This is a genomic window from Arthrobacter sp. YD4 (assembly GCF_030410515.1).
Taxonomy (GTDB): domain Bacteria; phylum Actinomycetota; class Actinomycetes; order Actinomycetales; family Micrococcaceae; genus Arthrobacter.
In genome coordinates this window covers 453,024-479,019 of the sequence record NZ_JAUHHD010000001.1, presented here as the reverse complement: position 1 = coordinate 479,019, position 25,996 = coordinate 453,024, and the positions used below count along the sequence as shown (strand labels likewise).

Here is a 25,996-nt window from a genome sequence, read left to right as displayed (position 1 = left end):
TCTGCCCGGTCCGGCGGTTAGGGGGAGGGTGGAAGTTTTGAGACAATGACGGGGTGAACCGAGCATCCTTGGATAAGCGTCCGGACGAAGTAGCCACGATGTTTGATGACGTCGCGCCTAAATACGACGTCGTCAACGATGTGCTGTCGATGGGACAGACCCGGCGCTGGCGCCGGATCGTCGTCGAAGCCATGGATGTGAAGGCCGGCCAGCGGGTGCTGGACCTGGCCGCGGGAACCGGCACCTCCAGCGAGCCGTACGCGGACGCCGGCGTCGACGTCGTCGCCTGCGACTTCTCCCTGGGCATGCTGAAGGTGGGCAAACGCCGCCGCCCGGACATCGACTTCATCGCCGGCGACGCCACCCGGCTGCCGTTCGCCGACAACACCTTCGACGCGAGCACCATCTCCTTCGGCCTGCGCAACGTCAACGAGCCCAAGAAGGCCCTCGCCGAGATGCTCCGGGTCACCAAACCCGGCGGCCGGCTGGTCATCGCCGAGTTCTCCCAGCCCGTGGTGCCGCTCTGGCGGACCATGTACACCGAGTACCTGATGCGCGCGCTGCCCGCGATCGCCGTCAAGGTCTCCTCCAACCCGGACGCCTACGTCTACCTCGCCGAATCCATCCGCGCCTGGCCGGACCAGGACCACCTGGCCGCCTGGCTGCAGGAAGCAGGCTGGGAGTCCGTCAGCTACCGCAACCTCAGTGGCGGCATCGTTGCCGTGCACCGGGCGCAGAAGCCGGCCGGTCCGGCGGACGGCCCCGCCGCCGGTGCGCAGGCCCTGGCCAACCACGCCGGCCCGGTCGCGAAGCTGCGGCGCAACATCACCCGGCCCGGGCGCTAGCCCGGCGATGCCGTGAAAGTACTGATCGTCGGCGCGGGTCCCGCCGGATCCACCGCCGCGTACTACCTGGCGCAGGCCGGCCTCGAGGTTACGGTGCTGGAGAAGACCAGCTTCCCGCGCGAGAAGGTCTGCGGCGACGGCCTCACGCCCCGCGCGGTGCGGGAAATCCAGAAGCTCGGCCTGCCGCACCCCGAAACCGAGGGCTGGCGGCGGAACAAGGGCCTGCGGCTGATCGCGGGCGGCCGCACCATCGAACTGCCCTGGCCCGAGGTCTCCGACTTCCCGCAGTACGGCCTGATCCGGACCCGGCTGGGCTTCGACGAGGAGCTCGCCCGGCACGCCCAGTCCGCGGGCGCCGTCGTGCTCGAACGCCACAGCGTCACCGAAGCACTCCGCGACGACGACGGCCGGGTCACCGGCGTCCGCGCCGCGCTGCTCGATGACGCCGGCCGGAAGACGGGGGAGACCCGGGACTTCACCGCCGACGTCGTCCTCGCCGCCGACGGCAACTCCACCCGCACCGCCGTGTCCCTGGGCCTGCGCAAACGCGACGACCGCCCCCTCGGCGTGGCCGTGCGCACCTACTTCACCAGCCCCCGCCACGAGGACGACTGGATGGAGGGCTGGCTGGAACTGCCCGGCGCCGACGGCAAGCTGCTGCCCGGCTACGGCTGGATCTTCGGCGTCGGTGACGGCACCTCCAACGTGGGCCTGGGCATCCTGAACTCCTCCAAGGAATTCGGCAAGCTCGACTACAAGCAGGTCCTGCGCGAGTGGACCGCCGGGATGCCGCCGGAGTGGGGCTTCACTCCGGAGAACCAGGTGGGCGAGATCCGCGGTGCTGCGTTGCCCATGGGCTTCAACCGCACCCCGCACTACGCTCCCGGCCTGCTGCTGCTCGGTGACGCCGGCGGCATGGTCTCCCCGTTCAACGGCGAGGGCATCTCCTACGCGATGGAGTCCGCCCGCTTCGCCGCCGAATACCTGATCGACACCGCCTCCCGGTCCGCGGCGGCCGGCTGGGACCGGAACGACGCCGACGCGCACCTGTCCGGGTACGCCGGCTACGTCCGGGACCAGTGGGGCTCGCACTTCACCCTGGGCCGCGCCTTCGCCGCCGTGATCGGCAAGCCGGCGGTCATGAAGCTGGCGCTGCGGACTGGCATGCCGCTGCCGCTGCTGATGAAGTTCGTGGTCCGGCTGATGGCCAACCTGACCGACCCCTCCGCCAGGGGCATCGAGGACCGGATGATCCGGGTCCTGGAGGCCCTGGTCCCGGCGACGTCCAATACCGGCACCGTTCCGGCCCCGAATCCGCGGTTTCCGCAACAAAAAGTTAGGGTTAACCCGTGACCAACTCCGCAGACCAAAGCTGGACGCACGCCGGGCACGGCCTGCAGGGCTCCGAGCCCGACCTGAACACCACCGCCATCGCCACCGGGCTGCAGCTTCCGGCAGGGTTTGCGGCGATCGCCGGCGACGCCGAACTGGGCCCCGCGATCACCACCAACCTCGCCCGCGTGGAGAAGAAGCTGCGCGAGGCGATCGCCAACTCCGACCCGCTGGCCGACGCCACCTCCCGCCACCTGGTGGAGGCCGGCGGCAAGCGCATCCGGCCGCTGCTCACCCTGCTCTGCGCGCACCTGGGGGACGCCTCCCGGCCCGCCGTGGTGCAGGCCGCCGTCGTCGTCGAACTGACGCACCTGGCCACGCTGTACCACGACGACGTGATGGACTCCGCGCCGTTCCGCCGCGGGGCCCCCACCGCCCACGAGGTCTGGGGCAACTCCGTGGCCGTCCTCACCGGCGACCTGATCTTCGCCCGCGCCTCGATCCTGGTGTCCGAGCTGGGCTCCCGGGCCCTGGGCATCCAGGCCCGCACCTTCGAACGGCTGTGCCTGGGCCAGCTGCACGAGACCGTCGGGCCGCGCCCCGACGAGGACCCGGTGGAGCACTACCTGTCCGTGATCGCGGACAAGACCGGCTCCCTCGTGGCCGCCTCGGGCCAGCTCGGAGCGATCTTCTCCGGGGCCGACGAGTCCTACGAGGCCCTGCTGGTCGAATACGGCGAGAAGGTGGGCGTTGCCTTCCAGCTGGCCGACGACGTGATCGACGTGACCGGCGTCAAGGTCAAGAGCGGCAAGTCCCCGGGCACCGACCTGCGCGAGGGCGTGCCCACGCTGCCCGTGCTGCTGCTGCGCAAGGCCGCCGCCGACGGCGACCATTCCGCCGTCGACCTGCTGACCCTGATTGACGGGGACCTGAGCTCCGATGAGGCGCTGGCTGCCGCCGTCGCCGGGCTGCGCGAGCACCCTGTCACCGCCCAGTCATGGACCGTTGCGCGGGAGTGGGCCGCCGAGGCGATCGCCGCCCTGGAACCGCTGCCCGAGGGCGTGGTCAAGGATTCGCTGACCAGCTTCGCGCACGCCGTGGTGGAGCGCAGCAGCTAGGTTCCTTGCGGTGCCGTGGCCCCTGTCCGGGCCGGCATCCCTTTGGACGCGGAATGGCCCCGGTCCTCACAACGTTCGAGTCGTCCGTTGTGCGGAACCGGGGCCATTTCTCCGTTCGCATCAGATTCACCGGAGGCATTTAGTGAACCCATGACTAAGCGTATGACAACTCTGTCAAGCTGTCTAGGGTTTCTGTAAATTTGCTGTCACGGTTCTTCGGGCGGGCTCTCCGGCGGAGTTTCCCCACTTTTCACCGACCCCGGCGCCGGATGCCCAGCGAGCCGCGGCGACCCGCCGTCGTCGGTCCGCAAAGGCGGGGAAAATCCGCAGCCGAGGACGAGCCATCTCCAACCCGGTCTTTTCCACATAGGGGATGCGGAGGCTTACGACGTCCGCCTGCCGTCCGGTCTGCTGTGGCCATGGACGTCGTGGGTTACCTGAGGTATGCCGGCTCCGTGGCCAGGCCGCAGACGCTGCTTCGCGGCGGGTGCACGGAGCGGGCTATCCGCAACGCCGTCGCTGCCGGGGACGTCCTCCGGCTGCGACACGGCGTCCTGGCCCTCCCAGGTGCCGCGCCCGACCTAACCGCCGCCGTGATGGCCAATGGGCTGCTGTCTTGCGTCTCCGCGGCCGGTCATCTCGGCCTGTGGCGGCTGCACGAGCCCGACCGGCCGCATCTGCTGTGCCGGCACGGTTCGGCTACCGGGGTGGTGATTCATCGGGGGAGCGTTGTTCCGGCGGAGTTCCCGCTGCCGCTGGCCGGGGTGACCGACTGCCTGCTGCATGCCCTGCGCTGCCGTCCCCCGATCGAGGCCGCGGTGATAGTCGAAAGTGCGCTGCGACAGGGACGGACCACCCCGGACTACCTTCGCCAACGCCTGCCGGGCAACCGCAACGGTGTGGCCCGTGCCGTACTGGAGCTGGTAGACGGAACGGCGGACTCCGCCGTCGAAGTCGTGGCCCGGCTCCTGTTTCGCGCCGAGGGAATCTTCACGCAGACGCAGGTGGCCCTGCCGGGCATCGGGATCGTCGACTTCCTGCTGGAAGGCTTCCTGATCATAGAAATCGATGGCAAGACCCACCTGGAACCCCGGCAGGTGGTCAAGGACCGGCGTCGCAATAATGCCAGCAGCCTGTCCGGCTATGTCGTGCTCCGGTACGGCTACCAGGACGTCGTCTACTACCCAGAACGGGTGGTCGCTGAGGTCTGGCAGGTGCTCCGCGGCCGCGTCATCCGCTGAGATTCCCCGGGTTTGGACCGAAGTTGGCCGTCAACACCGGCCTGGCGGTGCGACACTCCGGCGGGGGCTGCCAAAGGTGGGGAGGTTTGGCAGCCAATGCGCCCCCGTAGGAGCGCCGACGGCGGGAGGCTAGTCCTCGTCGTCGTCGTTGAAGGCCCACTCGAACATGTCGAAGACGAACTCGGAGAAGGTTCCCTCTTCGCTCTTCCACTGTCCGCGGGCGTTGTTGCGGCGGTACACGATGGGATCCGGGACGCTGAGGTCGCCCACGCGGAAGCCCCAGGTGAACTGCTCTTCCTCGTCCTCGAGGAACATCAGGAAGCCCTCGTCGTCGACTTCGAGTTCCTCGGGATCCCAGAAATAGTGGTACGCCTCCATCAGGTCCTCGCAGCCGCCGAGGGCCAGGTAAAACTCGCGGAGAACCAGCGGGATGGTGAACTGGTGCTCGGCCAGTGCCTCGTCCAGCTCCTGCTCGGACAGGCCGTCCGCTTCCTGCCATTCGTCTTCGAGATATTTCGGAACAAGCGCGCGGAACTTCTCGAGGAACATGTCAGTCATGCTTCATATCCTAGCTAATCCGAGGGCCCTCTCCCCGCCCGGCCCAGGCCCAGCCGGTGCCAGCCGCGCACGGCCAGCGGAACCCGCCAGCGACGCCGCCACGCGGTGACCCGGAACGCGAAAACCAGGGCCGCCACCACCGGCCCGGTGACCGGGTTGAAGGAGCCCGTCACGGACAGCGCCACCGTCAGTCCGGCGCCGGCGAACGCGGGCAGGGCGTACAGGTCGCCCGGGTCGAAGAGCTGCGGCACCTCGTTGGCGGTGATGTCGCGCAGCAGGCCGCCGCCCACCGCCGTCGTCACGCCCAGCAGCACCGCGGCCACCGGGTGCATCCCCGCGGCGAGGGCCTTCAGGCTGCCCGTAATGCAAAACAGGGCCAGGCCGCCGGCGTCGAAGAGCACCAGCAGGGAGGTGAACCGCTGGACGCTTGAGTAGAGGAAATACACCAGCACGGTCGCCAGCAGCGGGGGAGCGAGGTAGGCGGGGTTGGTGAACGCCGCCGGGGAGCCATTGTTGATGATGATGTCCCGGATGACGCCGCCGCCCAGGCTCACCACCGAGGCCAGCAGCAGGGAGCCGACAATGTCGAATTCCTTCCGCGCCGCCAGCAGCGATCCGGACACCGCGAAGAAGAAGACACCGGCCAAGTCCAACCACACCAGGACGAGGCTGAAGGAAAAGGTCATGGCGGTCCTGGTTTTTCGGCGGGGCGGAGGGGCGGCTCCAAGGTTACGCTAACGGCTATGGATAGCCCCCTCCTGATCGCCTGCGCCCACGGGACCGCCAACCCCGACGGCGCCGCCGAAGTCAATGCCCTGCGCGCCGCCATCGCCGCCCTGCGCCCCGGACTGGAGGTCCTGGAGGCCTACGTCGACGTCCAGGAGCCCGCCCTGCCCGACGTCGTCGCGGGGCTCCCCGCCGGGCGGAGCGCCGTCGTGGTGCCGCTGCTGCTGAGCATCGGCTACCACGTCAAGGTGGACATCGCCCGCGCCGTGGGCAGCCGCCCCGGCACGGCCGCAGCGGCGCCGCTGGGGCCGGATCCCCGCCTCGCCGCCCTGCTTGACCGGCGGCTGCGGGAGGCGGGGGTGACGGACAACGACGCCGTGATTGTCGCCGCGGCGGGCTCCTCGGACCCCACCGCCGCGGACAACGTCGAAGAACTGGTGGGTCAGCTCCGGGCCCTCCGCTCGAACCGGATCGTCGCCGCCTACGGGGCCTCCGCGAAACCGTCGGTTCCCGAAGCCGTCGCAATGCTGCGCGAGGAGGCGGCCGGGGGAGCGGGGGCCGGGGCGTCAGCCGGCGCCGTCGACCTCGGTGGCCGGGTGGTGATCGCGTCCTACCTGCTGGCGCCCGGGTTCTTCCACAACCAGCTCGCCAAGGCCGGGGCGGACCTGGTCACCGCGCCGCTGCTGCCCTCCCCGGACCTGGCCCGGATCGCCCTGGACCGCTACGACGCCGCGGTGTCCGCGTCCTAAGGTCCGCGTATGACGAATTGTTGCCCACGGTGACCCCGCGTTTCTGACCCGTTGTCGGCCGATTCGGGCCGCCCCTACAGTCGAGCCATGACTGATACAGCTCTAGCCGGAGCGTCCCAGGACCAGACCGCCGGCGGCCGTGCGGCCCGCGCCGCCAGGCCCGGCCGGCCCGCCGCCAAGCCCCACGGGCAGTGGAAGGTGGACGGCACCGCGCCGCTGAACGCCAACGAAACCTGGAAACAGGAAGACAACGGCCTGAACGTGCGGGAGCGGATCGAAACGGTCTACGCCAAGCACGGTTTCGACTCGATCGACGGCACCGACCTGCATGGCCGGTTCCGCTGGTGGGGTCTCTACACGCAGCGCAAGCCCGGGATCGACGGCGGCAAGACCGCCACCCTGGAGCCGCACGAGCTCGAGGACAAGTTCTTCATGCTCCGGGTCAGGATCGACGGGGGCGCCCTCACCACCGAGCAGCTGCGCGTCATCGGCGGCATCTCCGTGGACTTCGCCCGGGACTCGGCCGACCTCACGGACCGGCAGAACATCCAGCTGCACTGGATCCGGGTCGAGGACGTCCCCGAGATCTGGCGCCGCCTCGAGGCGGTGGGGCTGTCCACCACGGAGGCCTGCGGCGACGTGCCCCGCGTGATCCTGGGCTCCCCGGTGGCCGGGATCGCCAAGGACGAGGTCATCGACCCGTCCCCGCTGATCCGGGAGCTCGCCGAGCGCTTCATCGGCGACCCGGAACTGGCCAACCTGCCGCGCAAGTTCAAGACGGCCATCACCGGCCACCCCAGCCAGGACGTGGTCCACGAGATCAACGACGTCGCCCTGGTGGGCCTGGTCCACCCCGAACTCGGCGCCGGCTACGACCTCTGGGTGGGCGGCGCGCTCTCCACTAACCCGATGCTCGGCAAGCGCCTCGGCGCCTTCGTCCGCCCGGACCAGGCCGCCGACGTCTGGCTCGGAGTCACCAGCATCTTCCGCGACTACGGCTACCGGCGCATGCGCACCAAGGCCCGGCTGAAGTTCCTGCTGGCCGATTGGGGTCCGGAGAAGTTCCGCCGAGTCCTCGAGGACGAATACCTCGGCTATACGCTCAGCGACGGCCCGGCCGCGCCCAAGCCGGCAACCCCCGGCGACCACATCGGCGTCCACGAACAAAAGGACGGCAGGTTCTTCATCGGCGCCACCCCGGTGGCCGGCCGCCTCTCCGGTAGCCAGCTCGTGGCCCTCGCCGACACCCTCGAATCCCACGGTTCGCGGCGGCTGCGGACCACCCCGCATCAGAAGCTCGTGGTCCTGGACGTCCCCGGCGGCCAGGTGGAACCGCTCGTGGCTGAGCTCGACGCGCTGGGCCTTTCCGCCCGCCCGTCCGTGTTCCGCCGGGGCACCATCGCCTGCACCGGGATCGAATTCTGCAAGCTCGCGATCGTCGAAACAAAGGCGACGGCGGCGACGGCGGTGGCCGAACTGGAGCGACGCCTCGCCGACCTCGTCGACGCCGGGAAGCTGCCGGAGTCGCTGTCCCTGCACATCAACGGCTGCCCCAATTCCTGCGCCCGCATCCAGACGGCGGACATCGGCCTAAAGGGCATGATGCTTCCCACGCCCGACGGCGACCCGACGCCCGGCTTCCAGGTCCACCTGGGCGGCGGACTCGCCTCCACCGACCGGGAGGAGGCGGGCCTGGGCCGCACCGTCAGGGGCCTCAAGGTCACCGCCGACGAACTGCCCGACTACGTGGAGCGGGTGGTGCGAAAATTCGCCGACACCCGTACCGACGGCCAGAGCTTCGCCGAATGGGCCTTCGCCGCCGACGAAGGGGACCTACAGTGAGCTCCAGCGCCCCTGTTGCCCTCCGCCGCCGCGAGGAGCTCAAGGCCCTCGCCGCGGCCGGGGCCGCCGAACTCGGCTGGGACGCCCCGGCCGGTGACGTGATCGGCTGGGTGGCGCGCACCTTCGAACGGCCCGCCGTCGCCGTCGCCTGCTCCATGGCCGACGCCGTCCTGCCCGCGCTCGTCGCGGAACGGATCCCCGGCGTCGACGTGCTCTTCCTGGACACCGGTTATCACTTCCCGGAAACCTACGCCACGCGCGACGAGGTGGCCGCGAACCTGCGCGTCACCGTCGTGGACGTGTTGCCCGAGACCACCGTGGAGCAGCAGGACCGGCTGCTGGGCAAGGACCTCTTCGCCCGCGACGCCGCCCATTGCTGCGCGCTGCGCAAGGTCGCCCCGCTGCGCCGCACCCTGGCAGGCTACGAACTCTGGTTCACCGGCGTCCGCCGCGACGAGGCCCCCACCCGCACCAACACACCGCTGGTGACCTGGGACGAAGTCAACGGACTGGTCAAGGTCAACCCGGTGGCGGCCTGGACCTTCGACCAACTGGTGGCCTACTCCGACGACAACTTCCTGCCCGTCAACCCGCTCCTTTCACAGGGCTACCCGTCCATCGGCTGCCAGCCCTGCACCCGCCAGGTCGCCCCCGGCGAGGACCCCCGCGCCGGCCGCTGGGCCGGAACCGACAAAACAGAATGCGGACTACACGTATGAGCATCAAGACCACCAACGAAGAACTGCAGCTGGCCGGGCTGGTCCACGGCACGGCTGGGACGCCGATTGCCGCCCCGGGAGTGGCATCGGGCCTGTCGGAGCCGCGCGCTGGGCTGATCGAAGATCAGCCGCGCGGCGCAGGGGCGGGGGCGGCAATCGGCGTCGCGGCCCCGGCACGTCTTTCATCCCTGGACACGCTCGAATCCGAGGCGATCCACATCATCCGGGAGGTCGTTGCCGAGTTTGAGCGGCCCGCGCTGCTGTTTTCCGGCGGCAAGGATTCTGTGGTGATGCTGCACCTGGCCACCAAGGCGTTCTGGCCTGGCAAGGTGCCTTTCCCGGTCCTGCATGTGGATACCGGGCACAACTTCCCGGAGGTGATCGAGTTCCGGGACCGGACCGTGGAGCGGCTGGGGCTCAGGCTCGTGGTGGGTTCCGTGCAGGAGTTCATCGATTCCGGCGAGCTGGCCGAGCGCGCGGACGGCACCCGCAACCCGCTGCAGACCGTCCCGCTGCTGGACGCGATCAGCAGCAACCGGTTCGACGCCGTCTTCGGTGGCGGCCGCCGGGACGAGGACAAGGCCCGGGCCAAGGAACGCATCCTCAGCCTGCGCGACGAGTTCGGCCAGTGGGACCCGCGCAACCAGCGCCCGGAACTCTGGAACCTATACAACGGCCGGCACACCGTGGGTCAACATGTCCGGGCCTTCCCGATCAGCAACTGGACCGAATCGGACGTCTGGCGCTACATCGAACGCGAGAACATCGACCTGCCGGGGCTCTACTACGCCCACGAGCGGGAGGTCTTCGCCCGCGACGGCATGTGGCGCGCCGTCGGGGAGGTCTCGCAACCCCGCACCGACGAGCAGGTCCTCACCAAGACGGTCCGCTACCGCACCGTCGGGGACATGTCCTGCACCGGCGCCGTCGAATCCGACGCCGCCACCGTGCGCGACGTCGTGATTGAAGTTGCCGCCTCCACCATCACCGAACGTGGCGCCACCCGGGCCGATGACCGCATCTCCGAGGCCGCCATGGAAGACCGCAAGAAGGACGGCTATTTCTAATGAGCACCATTCCCGCCACCCAGGATGCCGCCGCCGCAGACCTGGGTCTCGCCTCCGCCTCGCTGTTCCGTTTCGCCACCGCCGGCTCGGTCGACGACGGCAAGTCCACCCTGGTGGGCCGGCTCCTGCACGATTCGAAAGCCATCCTCGCCGACCAGCTCGACGCCGTCGCCCGCACCTCCGCGGACCGCGGCTTCGGCGCGGCGGACGGGGAGTCCGGAGGGCAACGGATCGACCTCGCCCTGCTGACCGACGGGCTGCGCGCCGAGCGGGAACAGGGCATCACCATCGACGTCGCCTACCGCTACTTCGCCACCGACCGGCGCAGCTTCATCCTCGCCGACTGCCCCGGGCACGTGCAGTACACCCGGAACACGGTGACCGGAGCCTCCACCGCCGACGCCGTCGTGGTCCTCATCGATGCCCGCAAGGGCGTCCTGGAACAGACCCGACGGCACCTGTCCGTGCTGCACCTGCTGCGGGTGCCGCACGTGATCGTAGCGGTGAACAAGATCGACCTGGTGGAATTCAGTGAGGACGTCTTCCGCGCCATCGAGGACGAGGTGCAGCACATGGGCCGCGAACTGGGGCTGGGGGACGGGGACGGTTCCGGACTGCTGGTGGTGCCGGTGTCCGCGCTCGACGGCGACAACGTCGTCGACCGGTCCACGCGCACCCCCTGGTACCGCGGACCGGCGCTGCTGGAGATCCTTGAGACCCTCCCGGCCGCCGATGAGATCGAAACCCACCTGGAAAGCTTCCGCTTCCCGGTCCAGCTGGTAGTTCGGCCGCAGGGGGCGCTGGCCCCCGACTCGCTCGCCCGCGGCCTCAACCCCGGCGCGTACCGCGACTACCGGGCCTACGCCGGCCAGATCACCGAGGGCGCGGTCAAGCTCGGCGACCCGGTCAGCGTCCTGACGCCCGGGCAGGCGCCGCGGAACACCACGGTGACCGGAATCGACTTCGCCGGCCGGCAGCTCACGGAGGCTGTGGCGCCGCAGTCGGTGGCGCTGCGGCTGGCGGACGAGTTCGACGTCGCCCGCGGCGACACGATCGCGGCCGCCGGAACGATATCCAAGTCCACCGCCGACCTCTACGCCTCGCTCTGCTGGCTCTCGCCTAAGCCCCTCCGCGAGGGCGCCAAGGTGCTGGTCAAACACGGCACCCGCACGGTCCAGGCCCTGGTCCGGAACGTTACCGGCAGGCTGGACCTCGGCAGCTTCCGGGTGGAACCGGCCTCCACGCTGGAACTCAACGACATCGGCCACGCCCAGCTCCGGCTTGCCGCCGCCTTGCCGCTGGAGAACTACCAGCACCACCGGCGGACCGGTGCGTTCCTGGTGATCGACCCTCGGGACGGCAACACCCTCGCCGCGGGACTGGTCCGGGACCACCCTGGCGACCACGAGGACGAGCGCTACAGCATCTGAGCCGCGATCTGAGCTTCGGCGGAGGCGGCGCCCAACGACCCTAGCCGCCGCCAAACCGGCGGAGGACAATAGGCGCCATGCCGGAGAACACGGCTCCCACCCCGGCCCCAGCGCCGGACCCCGGCCCTGCGCCCGAGCGCGGCCCTGGACCCGAACCCGGCCACGCCGTTGAACCCGCCGGGCCGCCGCCCGCGGTGCGGGCGCAACTGCTCGCCACCGAACACTGGAGCCTGCTGGCCTCCCGAAGCACCACCCAGAGCGAGGTGCTGACCCGGATCAGCATGTTCCTCACGCTGACCTCCGCCGGGCTGCTCAGCCTGGCCCTGGTGGGCCAGGCGACGGGGTTCACCGGGCTGTTCCCGGTGTTCGAGCTCTCGGTCCTTGGCTTCGTAACGCTGGTGGGAGTCCTCACCCAGGTCCGCGTCATGAACGTCGGCATCGAGGACCTGATGTACGTGATCGCCATGAACCGGATCCGGGCCGGGTACCTCGGCCTGGACCCCGGACTGGCGCCGTACCTGATGTCCTCCCCGCACGACGACCGGCCCGGCTCCGAGCAGACCTATTTCTTCTTCCGCAACCGGAGGCACGCCAGCCAGTTCCTGGGCAGCAGCATGGTCTTCATCGCCGCCGTCAACGCCGCGCTCGCGGGCCTCCTGACCGCCGCCGTCGCCGGAACCCTGACCGCCCCGGCGCCGGTCACCGTCGGGCTCGGCGCGCTCGCCGCCGTCGCGTACCTCGCCGTCGCCCTGGTCCGCAGCGGCCGCCGCTACTTCGGCCTCTGGACCCGCTATTCACCGAGCTTCCCTACGCGCCCCGAGGACTGACATCTGCCCGTTGCGACCCCAGTGTGACGCCGCGTGAACCCCCGTGACCCCCGGTTTCCGGACCATTGAACCCGGTTCGGACGGCTCCCTAGGGTGAAGCCATGACAAGCTCACAGCCCGGGACCACCCGGATCGTTGCCGGTGAACCGGGCCCCTCCCGGCACCAAAAGACCAGGCGCCGCCGCGGCCTCGAGGTGGGCCTCGCCGTCGGGCTCGCACTCCTGATCGGTGCCGGGGCCGCCGTCGCCTCCACCGTCAGCCGCGGCCCGGCCCCGGACGCCGGCACGGTCGGCGGCACCCCCGCGGCCGAACTCAAACTCGGCTACTTCGGCAACGTCACCCACGGGGCCGCCCTGATCGGCGTCAGCAAGGGCTTCATCGCCGCAAGCCTCGGCCAGACCAGGCTCAGCACCCAGGTCTTCAACGCCGGCCCCGCCGCCATCGAGGCCCTCAATGCCGGCGCCATCGACGCCACCTACATTGGCCCCAGCCCGGCGATCAACTCCTTCGTCAAGAGCAAGGGCGAATCCATCAGCATCGTCGCCGGTGCCGCCTCCGGTGGCGCCCAACTGGTGGTACGGCCGGACATCAGCTCCCCGGACCAGCTGCGCGGAAAGACGCTCGCCACCCCGCAGCTGGGCGGCACCCAGGACGTGGCGCTCCGGGCCTGGCTCGGCAAACAAGGCTTCCACGTCAGCCCCGACGGCGGCGGCGACGTCACCATCAACCCCACCGAGAACGCCCAGACCCTGAAGCTGTTCCAGGCCGGAAAGCTCGACGGCGCCTGGCTGCCCGAACCCTGGGCGTCCCGACTGGTGCTGCAGGCCGGCGCCAAGGTCCTGGTGGACGAGAAGGATCTTTGGGATGGCTCGCTGTCCGGCGCCCCGGGACAGTTCCCCACCACCGTGCTGATCGTCAACAAGGCCTACGCCGCGGCCCACCCGGACACGGTCAAGGCCCTGCTCAAGGGCCACGTCCAGGCCGTGGACTGGCTGCAGCACGCCCCCGCCGAGGAGAAGGCCGGTGCCCTGAACGCCGCGCTCAAGGACGCCGGCGGTGCCGAGCTGCCCGCCGACGTCGTGGACCGCTCCCTGCGGAACATCGTCTTCACCGTCGACCCGCTCGCCGGCACCTACCCGAAGCTGCTGCAGGACGGGGCGGACGCGGGCATCACCAAACCCGCGGACATCACCGGCATCTTCGACCTGACGGCGCTCAACGCCGTCTCCACCACCCACGTGTCCGCCCGGGGCCTGGGCAAGGACTGACCGCCCCGGCCCCCACCGCAACCAAGGGAGACCTCCTTATGCCGGTACTGCTGGAAAACCTCGGAAAGACTTTCGACGACGGCGCGCCCGTCCTGGAAGGCGTGAACGCCAGCATCGGCGCCGGTGAGTTCGTGGCGCTGCTGGGAGCCTCGGGCTGCGGGAAATCCACCCTGCTGAACGTCATCGCCGGGCTGGAAGCCCCCACCGCCGGCGCCCTCGAGGTGCCCAGCGACGGGGCGGCGTTCATGTTCCAGGACGCGGCCCTGTTTCCCTGGCTCACCGCCCGGGAAAACGTCGAACTGGCCCTCACGCTCCGCGGCGTGGGGAAAGCGGAACGCCGCCGGACGGCCGGGGAACTGCTGGACCTGGTGCATCTCTCCGGCGCGGGCGGCAAACGCCCGCACGAGCTCTCCGGCGGCATGCGCCAACGGGTGGCCCTGGCCCGGGCGCTGGCCCAGGACCGGCCGTTGCTGCTGATGGACGAACCCTTTGCCGCACTCGACGCCATCACCCGGGACCTGCTGCACGACGAACTGGAACGCGTCTGGCACGAAACCGGCCGGACCATCATCTTCGTCACCCACAACGTCGGCGAGGCGGTGCGGCTGGGCCAGCGGGTCCTGCTGCTCTCCTCCCGCCCGGGCCGGGTGGTCCAGGAGTGGCAGGTCACCGCGGAACACCGCACCAACCCCGGACTGGCCGGACAGCTCACCAGCGCCATCACCGCCCGGCTACGCGAGGAGATCCGCCGCCATGCCCACTAGCCACACCGCCGCCCCCGAAGCTGCCACCCTCCCTTCCGCCGCCCAGGAGGAGACTGTCCGTCCCGGCGTCGAGGACCTCCGACAGTTGGAGGCCGGCCTGGACTCGCTGCAGTCCGCCGCTGCCCGGACCGCCCGCATCGACTGGTCACGGGTGCTGCTGCCGATGGCCGCGCTCGCCGTGCTCCTCCTGGCCTGGCAGGCCTACATCTGGCTCGGCATCAAACGCCGCGACCTGGTCCCCGGTCCGCTCGACGTCGCCGGGCAGCTTGGTGCCCTCTGGGGCGAGGCCACCCTGCAACAGGCCGTGGCCACCTCCCTGCAGCGTGGCGCCGCAGGGTTCGTCATCAGCGTGCTCATCGCGACGCCGCTGGGCCTGCTGCTCGCCCAGGTGACCCCGCTCCGGCGCGCCTTCGGTCCGCTGATCTCCGGACTGCAGGTCCTGCCCTCGGTGGCATGGGTGCCGGCGGCCATCATCTGGTTCGGCCTCAGCGACGCCACCGTGTACTTCGTGGTCCTCATGGGCGCCATCCCGTCGATCATCAACGGCCTGATTTCCGGCGTCGACCAGATCCCGCCGCAGTACCGCCGCGTCGGCACCGTCCTTGGCGCCTCCCGGCTGGACCTGACCCTCCGGATCATCCTGCCCGCCGCCCTCCCCGGCTATCTGGGCGGGCTCAAACAGGGCTGGGCCTTCTCCTGGCGCTCGCTGATGGCCGCCGAAATCATCACCGTGGGCGGCAGCATGGGCTTCGGCCTGGGCTCCCTGCTCAACCAGGGCCGCGATCTCGCGGACATGACGGTGGTCCTCGCCGCGATCCTGCTCATCCTCGCCATCGGCATCCTGGTGGAACTGCTGGTCTTCGCCCCGGTGGAGAAGCACCTGCTCCGCCGCCGGGGGCTCCTGGCCGGCAGTACCCGCTGACTCCGCCAGCCCAGAGATGACGGACCAGAGATGACAGCCCAGATGACGCCCCGTGACCTCGCATGAACCGGTGTTTCCCGGCCGCTGGTCGGCCCGCCCGGCCCCGCCCTACCCTCGACGCATGACCATCCAGGACATCTATCCCGCGGCACTGCGCCTGCTCGGCCGCCCGGTACTCGTGGTGGGCGGAGGCCCCGTCGCCGCCCGCCGCGCCAAGGGCCTGCTGGACGCCGGCGCCCGGGTCACGCTCGTCGCCCCCGAGGCCGGGACCGGGGTGCGGGAGCTGGCCGACTCTGGCCTCCTGGCCTGGAAGGCCCGCCCCTACCGCCCCGGCGACGCCGACGGCGCGTGGTTCATCCAGACCGCCACCGGCGACCCGGCCGTCGACGCACAGGTCGCCGCCGACGCCGAGGCGCAGCGGACCTGGTGCGTCAACGCCTCGGACCACGAGGCGTCCGCCGCCTGGACGCCCGCCGTCGCCGTCGTGGACGACGTCAAGATCGCCATCAACGCCGGAGGAGACCCGCGCCGGGCCATGGCGCTGCGGGACGCCGTCGCCACCGCCCTGGAGACCGGCGACCTGCCGCTGCGCCGCCACCGCGTTCAGACGGACGCAGCCAGCGGCTCCGTCGCCCTGGTGGGCGGTGGCCCCGGCGACCCCGGCCTGATCACCGTCCGCGGCCGGCGCCTCCTGGGCCAGGCCGACGTCGTCGTCACCGACCGGCTGGGGCCCCGGCAACTGCTCGACGAACTCGCCCCCGACGTCCGCGTGGTGGAGGTCGGCAAGACCCCCGGCCACCACCCCGTCCCGCAGGCCGAGATCAACCGGATCCTCGTGTCCGAGGCACTGGCCGGCCACCGCGTGGTCCGGCTCAAGGGCGGCGACCCGTACGTCCTGGGCCGGGGCGGCGAGGAAGCCGAATACTGCCGGCAGCACGGCGTGGATGTCGAGCTGGTCCCCGGAGTGACCTCTGCGGTGTCCGTCCCCGCCGCCGCCGGCATCCCGGTCACCCACCGGGGCCTGGCCAGGGGCTTCAGCGTGGTCACCGGCCACGAGGAACTCGCCGAGGTGCCGGCCCGGGCCGACCACACCGTCGTCCTGCTCATGGGTGTCGGGCGGCTGCGCGACTCCGCGGCCACCCTTGCGGCGGCGGGTTTGCCCGCAGCAACGCCGGTTGGCATCGTGGAGAACGGCTATCTGCCGAGCCAGCGGGTCACGATCGGGACGCTAGGGACCATCGCGGACCAGGCGGAGGCCGCCGGGGTGGCGAACCCCGCCGTCGTGGTCATCGGCGACGTCGTCCGGGTCAGCCCCTACGCCCCGCCCCACTTCAAGACCGCGGACTACAGCACCACCACCCCGAACACCCCGCGCGTTCCCGCCCCCTAGGCACGCCCGGAACCAGCCACCGCCCGAACCAAAGGAACACAGCCGTGTCAGCAACCCTCGCCGCAGGAACCCCCGCCCGTCCGCTCCGCGTCGCCGTGATCGGCGCCGGTCCGGCCGGCGTCTACGCCGCGGACATCCTGACCAAGAGCGAGGCCGTCACCAGCGGCGCGCTCACCGTCAGCATCGACCTCTTCGACCGGTACCCGGCGCCCTACGGCCTGATCCGCTACGGCGTGGCCCCGGACCACCCCCGGATCAAGGGGATCGTCAACGCCCTGCACAAGGTCCTGGACCGCGGCGACATCCGCTTCTTCGGCAACGTCGACTTCGGTACGGACCTCACCCTCGCGGACCTGCGCACGCACTACGACGCGGTCATCTTCGCCACCGGTGCGATTAAGGACGCGGACCTGAACATCCCCGGCATCGACCTGGAGGGCTCCTTCGGCGGCGCCGACTTCGTGTCCTGGTACGACGGTCACCCGGACGTGCCACGGGAGTGGCCGTTGGAGGCCAAGGAAATCGCGGTGATCGGCAACGGCAACGTGGCCCTGGACGTGGCCCGGATCCTGTCCAAGCACGCCGACGACCTCCTGGTCACCGAGATCCCGGACAACGTCTACGCCGGGCTCAAGGCCTCCCCGGTCACCGACGTGCACGTCTTCGGCCGTCGCGGGCCCGCCCAGGTGAAGTTCACCCCGCTGGAACTGCGCGAACTCTCCCACTCGAAGGACGTGGACATCGTCCTGTATGCGGAGGACTTCGAGTTCGATGAGGCCTCGGACGAGGCAATCCAGTCCAACAACCAGATCAAGACCATGGTGGGCACGCTGACGAACTGGATCGCCGAGCAGCCCGAGGACCTCTCCGAACTCACGGCGTCCCGCCGGCTGCACCTGCACTTCCTGCACAGCCCGGTGGAAGTGCTCGGAGAGAAAACAGCCGACGCGTCGTCGCCGGGCCGGGTAGCCGGGGTCCGATTCGAACGGACCGAACTCGACGGCACGGGCAACGCCCGCGGCACCGGCGAGTTCGTCGACTACCCGGTCCAGGCCGTCTACCGCGCCATCGGCTACTTCGGCTCTGCCCTCCCCGAGGTGGACTTCGATCACAGCAAGGGAGTGATCCCGAACGACGGCGGCAGGGTGCTGGACGCCGCGGGCACCCACGTGCCGGGCCTCTACGCCACCGGCTGGATCAAGCGCGGCCCGGTGGGCCTGATCGGCCACACCAAGGGCGACGCCCTCGAGACCATTACCCTCCTGCTCGAGGACCGGGAAACCCTGCCGGCCGCCCCGGCACCCGCCCCGGACGCCATCGTTGCCCTGCTGGAAGGCCGCGGCACCGGCTTCACCACCTGGGAGGGATGGCTGGCGCTGGATGCCCACGAGCGGGACCTGGGCGGCCGCGCTGCGGACGTGGGCCTCCGGCGCGAACGCATCAAGGTGGTCCCCCGGGACGAGATGGTGGAGATTTCCCGCGGCGGGGTGGCGGCGCAAGTCTAGGGAACACCGCGGGGAAGTCCACGCGTCGAAAGTGGCGGCATTCGGGCCGGATAGTCAGTAGGCTTACCGTCATGAATGCACACTCGACGCTCGGGCCGCTCCGATGAGGCTCCGCCGCAGCAACGCCTCCGGCCGCGGCTACCGGCGCGTGCCCTCCGGCTCCGGGTTCAGCTACAAGGACCTGGACGGTTCCACCATTCCGCAAGGCGAGCTCCGGGACCGGCTGGAAGGCCTCGGCATCCCGCCGGCCTGGACGGACGTCTGGATCGCCCCGTACGAGAACGGGCACATCCAGGCTACGGGTGTGGATGCCGTCGGCCGCCGGCAGTACATCTACCACCCGACCTGGCGGGAGCGGAAGGACCGGGTGAAGTTCGACCGGTCGCTCCAGCTCGCGGAGACGCTGCCCTCCGCGCGGCGCGGGGTCACCCTGGACCTCCGGTCCGAGGGCCTGACCCGGGAGCGGGTGCTCGCGGCTGCCTTCCGGATGCTCGACAGCGGTTCGCTGCGGGTCGGCTCGGAGCGCTACACGAACGAAAACGGCAGCCACGGCCTCGCCACCCTGCTCTGCGCCCACGTCACCGTCCGCAAGGACGAGCTGCGCCTGACCTTCCCGGCCAAGAGCGGCAAGACCTGGGAGTCCCGCATCGACGACGCCGACCTGGCCGCCGTCGTTCGCTCGCTCAAGCGCCGCGGCGGCAACGCCCGCCTGCTCGCCTACAAGAACGGCCGCAGCTGGCACCCCGTGACGAGCGCCGAAATCAATGACTACGTCAAGGAGCGCACCGGCGGGGACTTCACCGCCAAGGACTTCCGGACTCTCCGGGGCACCGTCGCGGCCGCCGTGAGCCTGGCCAGGAGCGGTCCGCAACCCAAGGTCTCGGCACGGAAGCGGGCGGTGAGTCGGGCCATGGTGGACGCCTCCGCTGTTCTCGGCAACACGCCCTCGATCGCCCGCAAGAGCTACGTCGACCCGCGGCTGCTGGACCACTTCGCCGCGGGGGAGACCATCGACCCCAAGCGGCTGGACTCGGCCGAGTCGGAGATCCGCGCCCTGCTCTACCAGGAGGGCAACGTGGTGCCGCTGCGCTGAGGACCGGCAGCCCGGTCCGGGCTACATCCGCCCGAAGCGGGCCCGGATCAGGGCGAACAGGCCGTAGGCGATGAAGCCGGCGCCGATGGCCAGCAGCAGGAACGGGCCGAACGGATGATGCTGGAGGGCCTTCAGGCTCCCGTCCAGCCCGGTGGAGGAGGCGGGGTCATCGGTGACCTCGGCCATGACGAACAGCAGGCCGGTGAGGATCAGGGCCACGCCCTTCGCGACGTGCCCGGCCACCCCCAGGCCGCTGATCAGGTGGCCGCGGTGGGTGCCCTCGAAGTGCCGCAGCTCCTCCTTGAACTTCTTGCCCAGTCCCTTGACCACGAAGTAAACGCCGATCCCGCCGACGGTCAGGCCCAGACCGATCAGCAACGGACCGCCGAGCGGGCGGCTCATCAGGTCCTCGCTGAAGGCGGCCGTGGAATCACCCGAGTCACTCCGGACCCCGATCGCGAAATTCGCAAAGGTCCAGCCCACGCTGCCGTAGGCCACGGCCAGGAACCCGGAGGAGACCAGCTTGCCCAGGCGCTCCCCGCGCGGCAGGTGCCGTGCCCGCAGGGTGGCCTCGCTGAGCTGCCACAGTGCGAGGCCCGCACAGCCGATAAACCCGGACCACATCACCGCCGGCCCCCACGGGTTGTCGGCAAGCTGCTCGATGGCGCCGGTCGGTTCGGCCTGGCCGGGCGCGCCCAGGACCAGGGCGACGGCGATCGCGCCGATGACGATGTGCAGCAGGGCCATCACCGCGAATCCCCAGCGGGCCACGACGTCGAGCGCCCGGCTGTTGGAGGCCGCCTCCGCGGCGTCGACGGCTCCCTCGAGTCCGCCGTCGGCGTCCGGCTCCGCGCCGCCGCCGCGCACCCCGTCCGCCCGCTGTGTCATGGCCCTGAGTTTACGCGCCGGGAGGGTTCACGCCGGACGCCGGCCCCGGTGGCCGGCCCGCGTCCCGACAGACCCCGCGCCGCCGCCTGTCCCGGACTTCACACTTGTTGGTAAGTGTGCTTACTATGTGCTGGGGCATGGTTGAACCTTGGCCGTGCCGGCCCGGACCCGCAGACAGACGATAGGACAGCTCATCATGGCAGGAAACCTCGTTGCACGCTCCATCCACGACTTGACCGCAGGCGCCTGGTTCGGCGGCTCGCTGATGGGCGCGATCGGACTCAATGGCGCCACCGCGGAGGCCAAGGACCCTTCCGAGCGCACCCGTCTCTCCAGCCTCGGCTGGAAGAAGTGGGCCCCGTACCAGACCGCCGCCTTCGGCGCGCACTTCCTCTCCGGCCTGGCCATCATGTGGGAGAACAAAGGCCGGATGGCCAAGCAGGACGGCGTCACCCGGCTGAGCATCTACAAGTCGATCGTGACCGCCGCCGGTGCGGGCGTCACCCTCTACGCCGGCATGCAGGGCGCCAAGGTGGAGAAGCTCGCCGCCGAAGGTGCCGAGGGTGCCACCGAACCGAAGCCGGGCGCCTCCGAGGAACTCCGCTCCGCACAGCAGCAGCTGAAGATCCTGCAGTGGGCAATCCCGGTCTTCGCCGGCTGGGTGATCGTCCTCGGCGCCAAGCACGGCGAGATGCAGCGGCCGAAGAACGTCCTCAAGGGCCTCGTCCGCTCCTAGTCGCTTAGCAGTACCGTCCTTCCACTGCACCACCACGGCGGGGTCGGAACCGGCCCGGGAACCTTCCCGGCACCGGATCCGGCCCCGCCGTGCTGTGCGGGCAGGCGTCGATCCGGCGGCGTCCGGGCCGGAGAACGGGCCGGACGAACGTGGGCTTTAGCGCGGGTGGCGGGCGCTGAGCCGCTGCACGGCCAGGGCCAGCCAGAGCTGGACCCGGTCCGCGGTCTGGGCCGGGTCGTACCCGGTCAGGTCCGTGATCTGGGCCAGGCGGTAGCGCACCGTGTTCCGGTGCAGGGTCAACTCCTCGGCCACCGCGGCCACGGAGCCGTTGTTATTCAGGTAGCTCTCCAGCGTCGTCATCAGTTCCGCCCCGTGCGCGGCGTCGAACTGCCGGAGCGGGTTGAGCGATTCGTTGGCCATGTCCGCGAGTGGGACGTCCTCACTGGCCAGCAGGAGCGATGTCAGGCTCAGTCGTTCCGGTTCGTTGACGGGAAGGCCGTGGCTGGCAGCCTCGCGGGCCTCGAAGTAGCTCCAGCGCAGCCCGTTCGGCTTGGTGTACGCCCCGCCCAGTCCGATCGTGGCGTGTATACCCGCCTCGGCCAGGTGGTCGCTGAGGTTGCGGGCCAAGGCGCTGGCGCCGCTGCCGTCGTCGGCGACCACCACCACTAGATCCTTGCCCACCACGGCGGTCACGGCGGCGCGCAGCGGCTGCGGGAGCGAGGAGCTTCCCAGCTGCTTGGCGTGGGCAGGCGACTCCGCCAGCAGCACCACGTTTTTGCGGGTGCTGTCGACCCCGATCCCCGCCAGCCGGCGGGCGGCCTCGGTGGGCTCGAGCGTGCCGTGGATGACATCCTCCAGCACCTGCCCGGCGAGGGCCCGCTGCGCCTGCCGCTGCTTGACCATGTTGTTCAGTTCGACGCTGATCAGGTTCTGGGCGTAGCCGATGATCCCGGTGTCCTCGATGGGCTGCTTCACCCACAGGGTGCAGGCGTCCCGGCGCCCGGTGGGGATCGGATAGGACGCCCAGCCGTCGGTGCTGGGGGAGGGGCCGCCCGGGGCACTGTTGTACAGCTCCGCGGTGAACTGGGTCAGGACCAGGTCGGTGCGCAACATCGTCCCGAGGTGCTTGAGGAGTTCGGCCAGGCCGCCGCCGGTGAGCAGCGCCCGGGCCAGGATCTGGTGCCCGGCAATGAGCCGCTCCAGCTTGGCGTAGTGGTCCGCGGACTGGGCGTCCGCCACCAGCTTGCCGATGGCGATGAACGGTGTCTCGTAGGGAACCTCCACCACCGGCAGCCCCCAGCGGTTGGCCTCCGCCACCAGGGCCGGGGGGACCGTCTCGTGCGTGAGGCCGACGCCGAAGCCGATCCCCACCGCGCCGGCCCGCTGCACCTGCCGCACGAAGCGTCGCTGCTCAGGGGCGGACCGGAGCCGCATCCCCGTGGTGAGAACCAGTTCCCCGCCGTTGAGGAAGCGCTGCGGGTCCTCCTGCTCGGTCACCGCCACCCAGTGGATGTCCTGGTGCCAGGTGGTCTCGGCCAGGCCGGCCTTCGTCAGCCGCAGGGACGGAACCCCCAGCAGGGCGGCGAGAGAAATTGCCATGGATTCAGGATAGCCGCGTGCTGGTCAGGCGCACTAAAGTGCCGCCGGGCCGGTGTGCAGCTGCCTATTCCACCCCCAAGCACCCTGGCATAGGCTCGGAGCAGTCACCGATCCCCTCATCCCTGCCTGACCCAGGCCAGCACGAAAGAGGTTGTACACCGTGGTTCAAACCTTGCAGAACTTCATCAACGGCGAGTTCGTCACGCCCGCCGGCACCGGCATGCTGGACATCGTCAACCCCGCCACCGGCGAGGTGGTGGCGAAGTCCCCGATCTCCGTGCAGGCCGACGTCGACGCCGCCATGACCGCCGCGAAGGATGCCTTCGCCAGCTGGAAGCACGTCACCCCGGGCCAGCGGCAGCTGATGCTGCTCAAGCTCGCCGACGCAGTCGAGGCCAACAGCGACGAGCTCGTCGAGGCCCAGCACCGCAATACCGGCCAGGTCCGCTCGCTGATCGCCGCCGAGGAAGTCGCCGCCGGCGCGGACCAGCTCCGGTTCTTCGCCGGGGCTGCAAGGCTCCTCGAGGGCAAGTCCGCCGGCGAGTACCTGGAAGGCCACACCTCCTTTATCCGCCGCGAGCCGATCGGCGTCGTCGCCCAGGTGGCCCCTTGGAACTACCCGTTCCTGATGGCCATCTGGAAGATCGGCCCCGCCCTGGCCGCCGGCAACACCGTGGTACTCAAGCCCTCCGACACCACCCCGGAATCCACCCTGGTCCTGGCCCGCCTGGCCGGGGAGATCCTCCCGGCCGGCGCGCTCAACGTGGTCCTCGGCACCGGTGAGACCGGAGCCATGATGGTCGAGCACAAGGTCCCGGGCCTGGTCTCCATCACCGGCTCCGTCCGGGCCGGCATCGCCGTCGCCTCCGGCGCCGCGAAGGGCCTCAAGCGCGCCCACCTGGAACTCGGCGGCAAGGCCCCCGCGATCGTCTTCAAGGACGCGGACATTAAGAAGAGCGCAGCGGCGATCGCCGAGTTCGCCTTCTTCAACGCCGGCCAGGACTGCACCGCCATCACCCGCGTGCTGGTCGAGGATTCCGTCCACGACGACGTCGTGGCCGCCATGGTGGAGCACACCAAGACCCTGCACACGGGCTCGCAGAACGACGCGGACAATTACTTCGGCCCGCTGAACAACGTCAACCACTTCAACGCGGTCACCTCCGTGGTGGAGAACCTGCCGGAGAACTGCCGGATTGAAACCGGCGGCCACCGCGCCGGGGACAAGGGCTTCTTCTTCGAGCCCACAATCATCACCGGCGCCAAGCAGACCGACGACATCGTGCAGAAGGAAACCTTCGGCCCGGTCATCACCGTGCAGAAGTTCAGCAGCGAGGCCGAGGCGATCGAGCTGGCCAACGACGTCGACTACGCCCTCGCCTCCAGCGTCTGGACCACAGACCACGGCACCGCGATGCGCGTCAGCCGCGACCTGGACTTCGGCGCGGTCTGGATCAACACCCACATCCTGCTCACCGCCGAGATGCCGCACGGCGGTTTCAAGCAGTCCGGCTACGGCAAGGACCTCTCGATGTACGGCGTCGAGGATTACACCCGGATCAAGCACGTCATGAGCGCGCTCGACGCATAACGCTGTCGCATAACGCTTCTGCCTAGCGCTGTCGCATAACGCAGGCTCCTGCCGACCACTTCACCCTGAGAAAGGCCCCGCAATGACCACCACCGCCAACGAACTCACCTACCGCCTGGAGCAGAAGCGCCGCGTGCAGGCCGACTTCCCCGGCCCCAAGTCCGTCGCCCTGACCGAGCGCCGCAAGGCCGTCGTCGCCTCCGGCGTCGCGTCCAGCGTCCCGGTCTACGTCGCCGACGCCGACGGCGGCATCATCCAGGACGTTGACGGCAACTCCTTCATCGACCTCGGTTCCGGCATCGCCGTCACCAGCGTGGGCGCCTCCGACCCCGCCGTCGTCGGCGCTGTGAAGGAGGCCGTGGAGCACTTCACCCACACCTGCTTCATGGTCACCCCCTACGAGGGCTACGTCGCCGTCGCCGAGCAGCTGAACCGGCTCACCCCGGGCGACCACGAGAAGCGCACCGTGCTGTTCAACTCCGGCGCCGAAGCGGTCGAGAACGCCGTCAAGGTGGCCCGCCTCGCGACCGGCCGCGACGCCGTCGTCGCCTTCGACCACGCGTACCACGGCCGCACCAACCTGACCATGGCGCTGACCGCCAAGGCCATGCCGTACAAGACCAACTTCGGCCCGTTCGCGCCCGAGGTTTACCGCATGCCGATGAGCTACCCGTTCCGCGAGGAGAACCCGCAGATCACCGGCGCCGAGGCCGCCAAGCGCGCTATCACCATGATCGAGAAGCAGATCGGCGGCGAGTCCGTGGCCGCGATCATCATCGAGCCGATCCAGGGCGAGGGCGGCTTCATCGTCCCCGCCGAGGGCTTCCTGCCGGCCCTGGCCGCCTGGGCCAAGGACAAGGGCATCGTCTTCATCGCCGATGAGGTCCAGTCCGGCTTCTGCCGCACCGGCGAATGGTTCGCCGTGAACCACGAGGGTGTCGTCCCGGACATCATCACCATGGCCAAGGGCATCGCCGGCGGCATGCCGCTCTCCGCGATCACCGGCCGCGCCGACCTGCTCGACGCCGTCCACCCGGGCGGCCTCGGCGGCACCTACGGCGGCAACCCCGTGGCCTGCGCCGCGGCACTGGCCGCGATCGGCTCGATGGAGCAGTACGACCTGAACGCCCGCGCCCGCCGGATCGAGGAGCTCGCCACCGGCAAGCTGCGCGAGCTCGCCGCCGAACTCGGCGAGGGCTCCGTGGTGGGCGACATCCGCGGCCGCGGCGCCATGCTCGCCGTCGAACTGGTCCAGCAGGGCTCCAAGGAACCCAACCCGGAGCTGACCAAGGCGGTTGCCGCCGCCTGCCTCAAGGAGGGCGTCATCATCCTCACCTGCGGCACCTACGGCAACGTCATCCGCCTGCTGCCGCCGCTCGTCATCAGCGACGAACTGCTCACCGACGGCCTGGAGGTCCTCGCGGCCGCCATCAAGGCGCACGCCTGAGCGCTCAGCCTCAGGTAAATCGGGCGGACGGCCGGCCCGGTTCCTGAGCCGGGCCCGGTAAGCACCCGGCAGCAGTACCCATCCGAGCAGCACCCCCGCATCGCGGGGGTGCTGCTTTTTTGTTTCCCCTCCGTCGCTCCGGCCCCTTGGGCAACACTCACGGGCCCCGCCGGAGGCTGGCCGGGTACTAAAGGCCCTAGCGCGCGTAGCAACAGGTAGTCGGCGGGAAATACCTATGTCAGAGCCGCATTTCGGTCCGCGTAGCCCCGGGCCGCCGACTACTCAGACCGGGGCCGGCGGGGGACCTTTGCCTAGGTAATCACTCGGTCCTTTTTGTAG

23 protein-coding genes are annotated in these 25,996 nt (G+C 70.1%); 19 read left to right on the top strand and 4 right to left on the bottom strand.

What is annotated here, in order from left to right; translation table 11 throughout:
• Positions 1 to 53: 53 nt before the first annotated feature.
• The 4 genes from QWJ39_RS02205 (at position 54) to QWJ39_RS02190 (ending at position 4,536) form a co-directional block, all read left to right on the top strand.
• Positions 54 to 845 carry a demethylmenaquinone methyltransferase gene (locus QWJ39_RS02205; RefSeq protein ID WP_290256056.1) on the top strand — a complete coding sequence of 264 codons (792 nt, stop codon included), beginning with the start codon at positions 54 to 56 and terminating at the stop codon, positions 843 to 845.
• Positions 846 to 857: 12 nt separating this feature from the next.
• Positions 858 to 2,198 (top strand): geranylgeranyl reductase family protein, encoded by a 1,341-nt coding sequence (locus QWJ39_RS02200; RefSeq protein WP_290256055.1) that lies wholly within the window; start codon positions 858 to 860, stop codon positions 2,196 to 2,198.
• On the top strand, positions 2,195 to 3,295 hold the full coding sequence (locus QWJ39_RS02195; protein WP_290256054.1) for a polyprenyl synthetase family protein: 1,101 nt from the start codon (positions 2,195 to 2,197) through the stop codon (positions 3,293 to 3,295). The genes QWJ39_RS02200 and QWJ39_RS02195 overlap by 4 nt, the downstream gene beginning before the upstream one ends.
• 419 nt (positions 3,296 to 3,714) lie before the next feature.
• Positions 3,715 to 4,536 carry a DUF559 domain-containing protein gene (locus tag QWJ39_RS02190; protein ID WP_290256053.1) on the top strand — a complete coding sequence of 274 codons (822 nt, stop codon included), beginning with the start codon at positions 3,715 to 3,717 and terminating at the stop codon, positions 4,534 to 4,536.
• A gap of 129 nt (positions 4,537 to 4,665) precedes the next feature.
• Here the strand turns inward: QWJ39_RS02190 and QWJ39_RS02185 are convergent, their stop codons facing one another.
• Positions 4,666 to 5,094: a hypothetical protein gene (locus tag QWJ39_RS02185; protein ID WP_290256052.1), complete on the bottom strand. Its 429-nt coding sequence runs from the start codon at positions 5,092 to 5,094 to the stop codon at positions 4,666 to 4,668.
• Between the two features lie 14 nt (positions 5,095 to 5,108).
• The gene (locus QWJ39_RS02180) at positions 5,109 to 5,780 is read right to left on the bottom strand and encodes a trimeric intracellular cation channel family protein (protein WP_290256051.1); all 672 of its coding nucleotides are present in this window, start codon (positions 5,778 to 5,780) and stop codon (positions 5,109 to 5,111) included.
• Between the two features lie 57 nt (positions 5,781 to 5,837).
• Between QWJ39_RS02180 and QWJ39_RS02175 the strand changes: the two genes are divergently transcribed.
• From QWJ39_RS02175 to QWJ39_RS02120, 12 genes are all read left to right on the top strand, one after another.
• Positions 5,838 to 6,569, top strand: a complete 732-nt coding sequence (locus QWJ39_RS02175; protein WP_290256050.1) for a CbiX/SirB N-terminal domain-containing protein — start codon at positions 5,838 to 5,840, stop codon at positions 6,567 to 6,569.
• An 87-nt stretch (positions 6,570 to 6,656) separates the two neighbouring features.
• Positions 6,657 to 8,411, top strand: a complete 1,755-nt coding sequence (locus QWJ39_RS02170; RefSeq protein WP_290256049.1) for a nitrite/sulfite reductase — start codon at positions 6,657 to 6,659, stop codon at positions 8,409 to 8,411.
• Entirely contained in the window at positions 8,408 to 9,130 is a 723-nt protein-coding gene (locus QWJ39_RS02165; protein ID WP_290256048.1) for a phosphoadenylyl-sulfate reductase, read from the top strand. The genes QWJ39_RS02170 and QWJ39_RS02165 overlap by 4 nt, the downstream gene beginning before the upstream one ends.
• Positions 9,127 to 10,197, top strand: a complete 1,071-nt coding sequence (cysD, locus tag QWJ39_RS02160; protein WP_290256047.1) for a sulfate adenylyltransferase subunit CysD — start codon at positions 9,127 to 9,129, stop codon at positions 10,195 to 10,197. The genes QWJ39_RS02165 and cysD overlap by 4 nt, the downstream gene beginning before the upstream one ends.
• A complete protein-coding gene (locus tag QWJ39_RS02155; RefSeq protein ID WP_290256046.1) occupies positions 10,197 to 11,627 on the top strand; it encodes a GTP-binding protein in 1,431 nt (476 codons plus the stop codon). The genes cysD and QWJ39_RS02155 overlap by 1 nt, the downstream gene beginning before the upstream one ends.
• Before the next feature lie 77 nt (positions 11,628 to 11,704).
• Positions 11,705 to 12,454, top strand: coding sequence for a hypothetical protein (locus QWJ39_RS02150; RefSeq protein ID WP_290256045.1), 750 nt, complete (start codon positions 11,705 to 11,707; stop codon positions 12,452 to 12,454).
• Between the two features lie 101 nt (positions 12,455 to 12,555).
• Positions 12,556 to 13,722 carry an ABC transporter substrate-binding protein gene (locus QWJ39_RS02145; RefSeq protein ID WP_290256044.1) on the top strand — a complete coding sequence of 389 codons (1,167 nt, stop codon included), beginning with the start codon at positions 12,556 to 12,558 and terminating at the stop codon, positions 13,720 to 13,722.
• A 38-nt stretch (positions 13,723 to 13,760) separates the two neighbouring features.
• Positions 13,761 to 14,486, top strand: coding sequence for an ABC transporter ATP-binding protein (locus QWJ39_RS02140; RefSeq protein WP_290256043.1), 726 nt, complete (start codon positions 13,761 to 13,763; stop codon positions 14,484 to 14,486).
• Positions 14,476 to 15,408 (top strand): ABC transporter permease, encoded by a 933-nt coding sequence (locus QWJ39_RS02135; RefSeq protein ID WP_290256042.1) that lies wholly within the window; start codon positions 14,476 to 14,478, stop codon positions 15,406 to 15,408. Before QWJ39_RS02140 ends, QWJ39_RS02135 begins: the two co-directional genes overlap by 11 nt.
• 121 nt (positions 15,409 to 15,529) lie before the next feature.
• A complete protein-coding gene (cobA, locus tag QWJ39_RS02130) occupies positions 15,530 to 16,798 on the top strand; it encodes a uroporphyrinogen-III C-methyltransferase (protein WP_290256041.1) in 1,269 nt (422 codons plus the stop codon).
• Positions 16,799 to 16,842: 44 nt separating this feature from the next.
• Positions 16,843 to 18,303 carry an FAD-dependent oxidoreductase gene (locus QWJ39_RS02125; RefSeq protein ID WP_290256040.1) on the top strand — a complete coding sequence of 487 codons (1,461 nt, stop codon included), beginning with the start codon at positions 16,843 to 16,845 and terminating at the stop codon, positions 18,301 to 18,303.
• 103 nt (positions 18,304 to 18,406) lie between these two features.
• Positions 18,407 to 19,396, top strand: a complete 990-nt coding sequence (locus tag QWJ39_RS02120) for a DNA topoisomerase IB (protein ID WP_290256039.1) — start codon at positions 18,407 to 18,409, stop codon at positions 19,394 to 19,396.
• A 21-nt stretch (positions 19,397 to 19,417) separates the two neighbouring features.
• Here the strand turns inward: QWJ39_RS02120 and QWJ39_RS02115 are convergent, their stop codons facing one another.
• Positions 19,418 to 20,284 (bottom strand): DUF1206 domain-containing protein, encoded by an 867-nt coding sequence (locus tag QWJ39_RS02115; protein ID WP_290256038.1) that lies wholly within the window; start codon positions 20,282 to 20,284, stop codon positions 19,418 to 19,420.
• Between the two features lie 196 nt (positions 20,285 to 20,480).
• On the opposite strand from QWJ39_RS02115, the gene QWJ39_RS02110 reads away from it, so the two are divergent.
• Positions 20,481 to 21,020: a hypothetical protein gene (locus QWJ39_RS02110; RefSeq protein WP_290256037.1), complete on the top strand. Its 540-nt coding sequence runs from the start codon at positions 20,481 to 20,483 to the stop codon at positions 21,018 to 21,020.
• Positions 21,021 to 21,176: 156 nt separating this feature from the next.
• Here the strand turns inward: QWJ39_RS02110 and QWJ39_RS02105 are convergent, their stop codons facing one another.
• Entirely contained in the window at positions 21,177 to 22,619 is a 1,443-nt protein-coding gene (locus QWJ39_RS02105; RefSeq protein ID WP_290256036.1) for a PucR family transcriptional regulator, read from the bottom strand.
• Positions 22,620 to 22,779: 160 nt separating this feature from the next.
• Between QWJ39_RS02105 and QWJ39_RS02100 the strand changes: the two genes are divergently transcribed.
• Together QWJ39_RS02100 and gabT are read left to right on the top strand one after the other, a co-directional pair.
• Positions 22,780 to 24,210: a gamma-aminobutyraldehyde dehydrogenase gene (locus QWJ39_RS02100; RefSeq protein ID WP_290256035.1), complete on the top strand. Its 1,431-nt coding sequence runs from the start codon at positions 22,780 to 22,782 to the stop codon at positions 24,208 to 24,210.
• Between the two features lie 82 nt (positions 24,211 to 24,292).
• Positions 24,293 to 25,657 (top strand): 4-aminobutyrate--2-oxoglutarate transaminase, encoded by a 1,365-nt coding sequence (gabT, locus tag QWJ39_RS02095; protein WP_290256034.1) that lies wholly within the window; start codon positions 24,293 to 24,295, stop codon positions 25,655 to 25,657.
• Positions 25,658 to 25,996 lie beyond the last annotated feature (339 nt).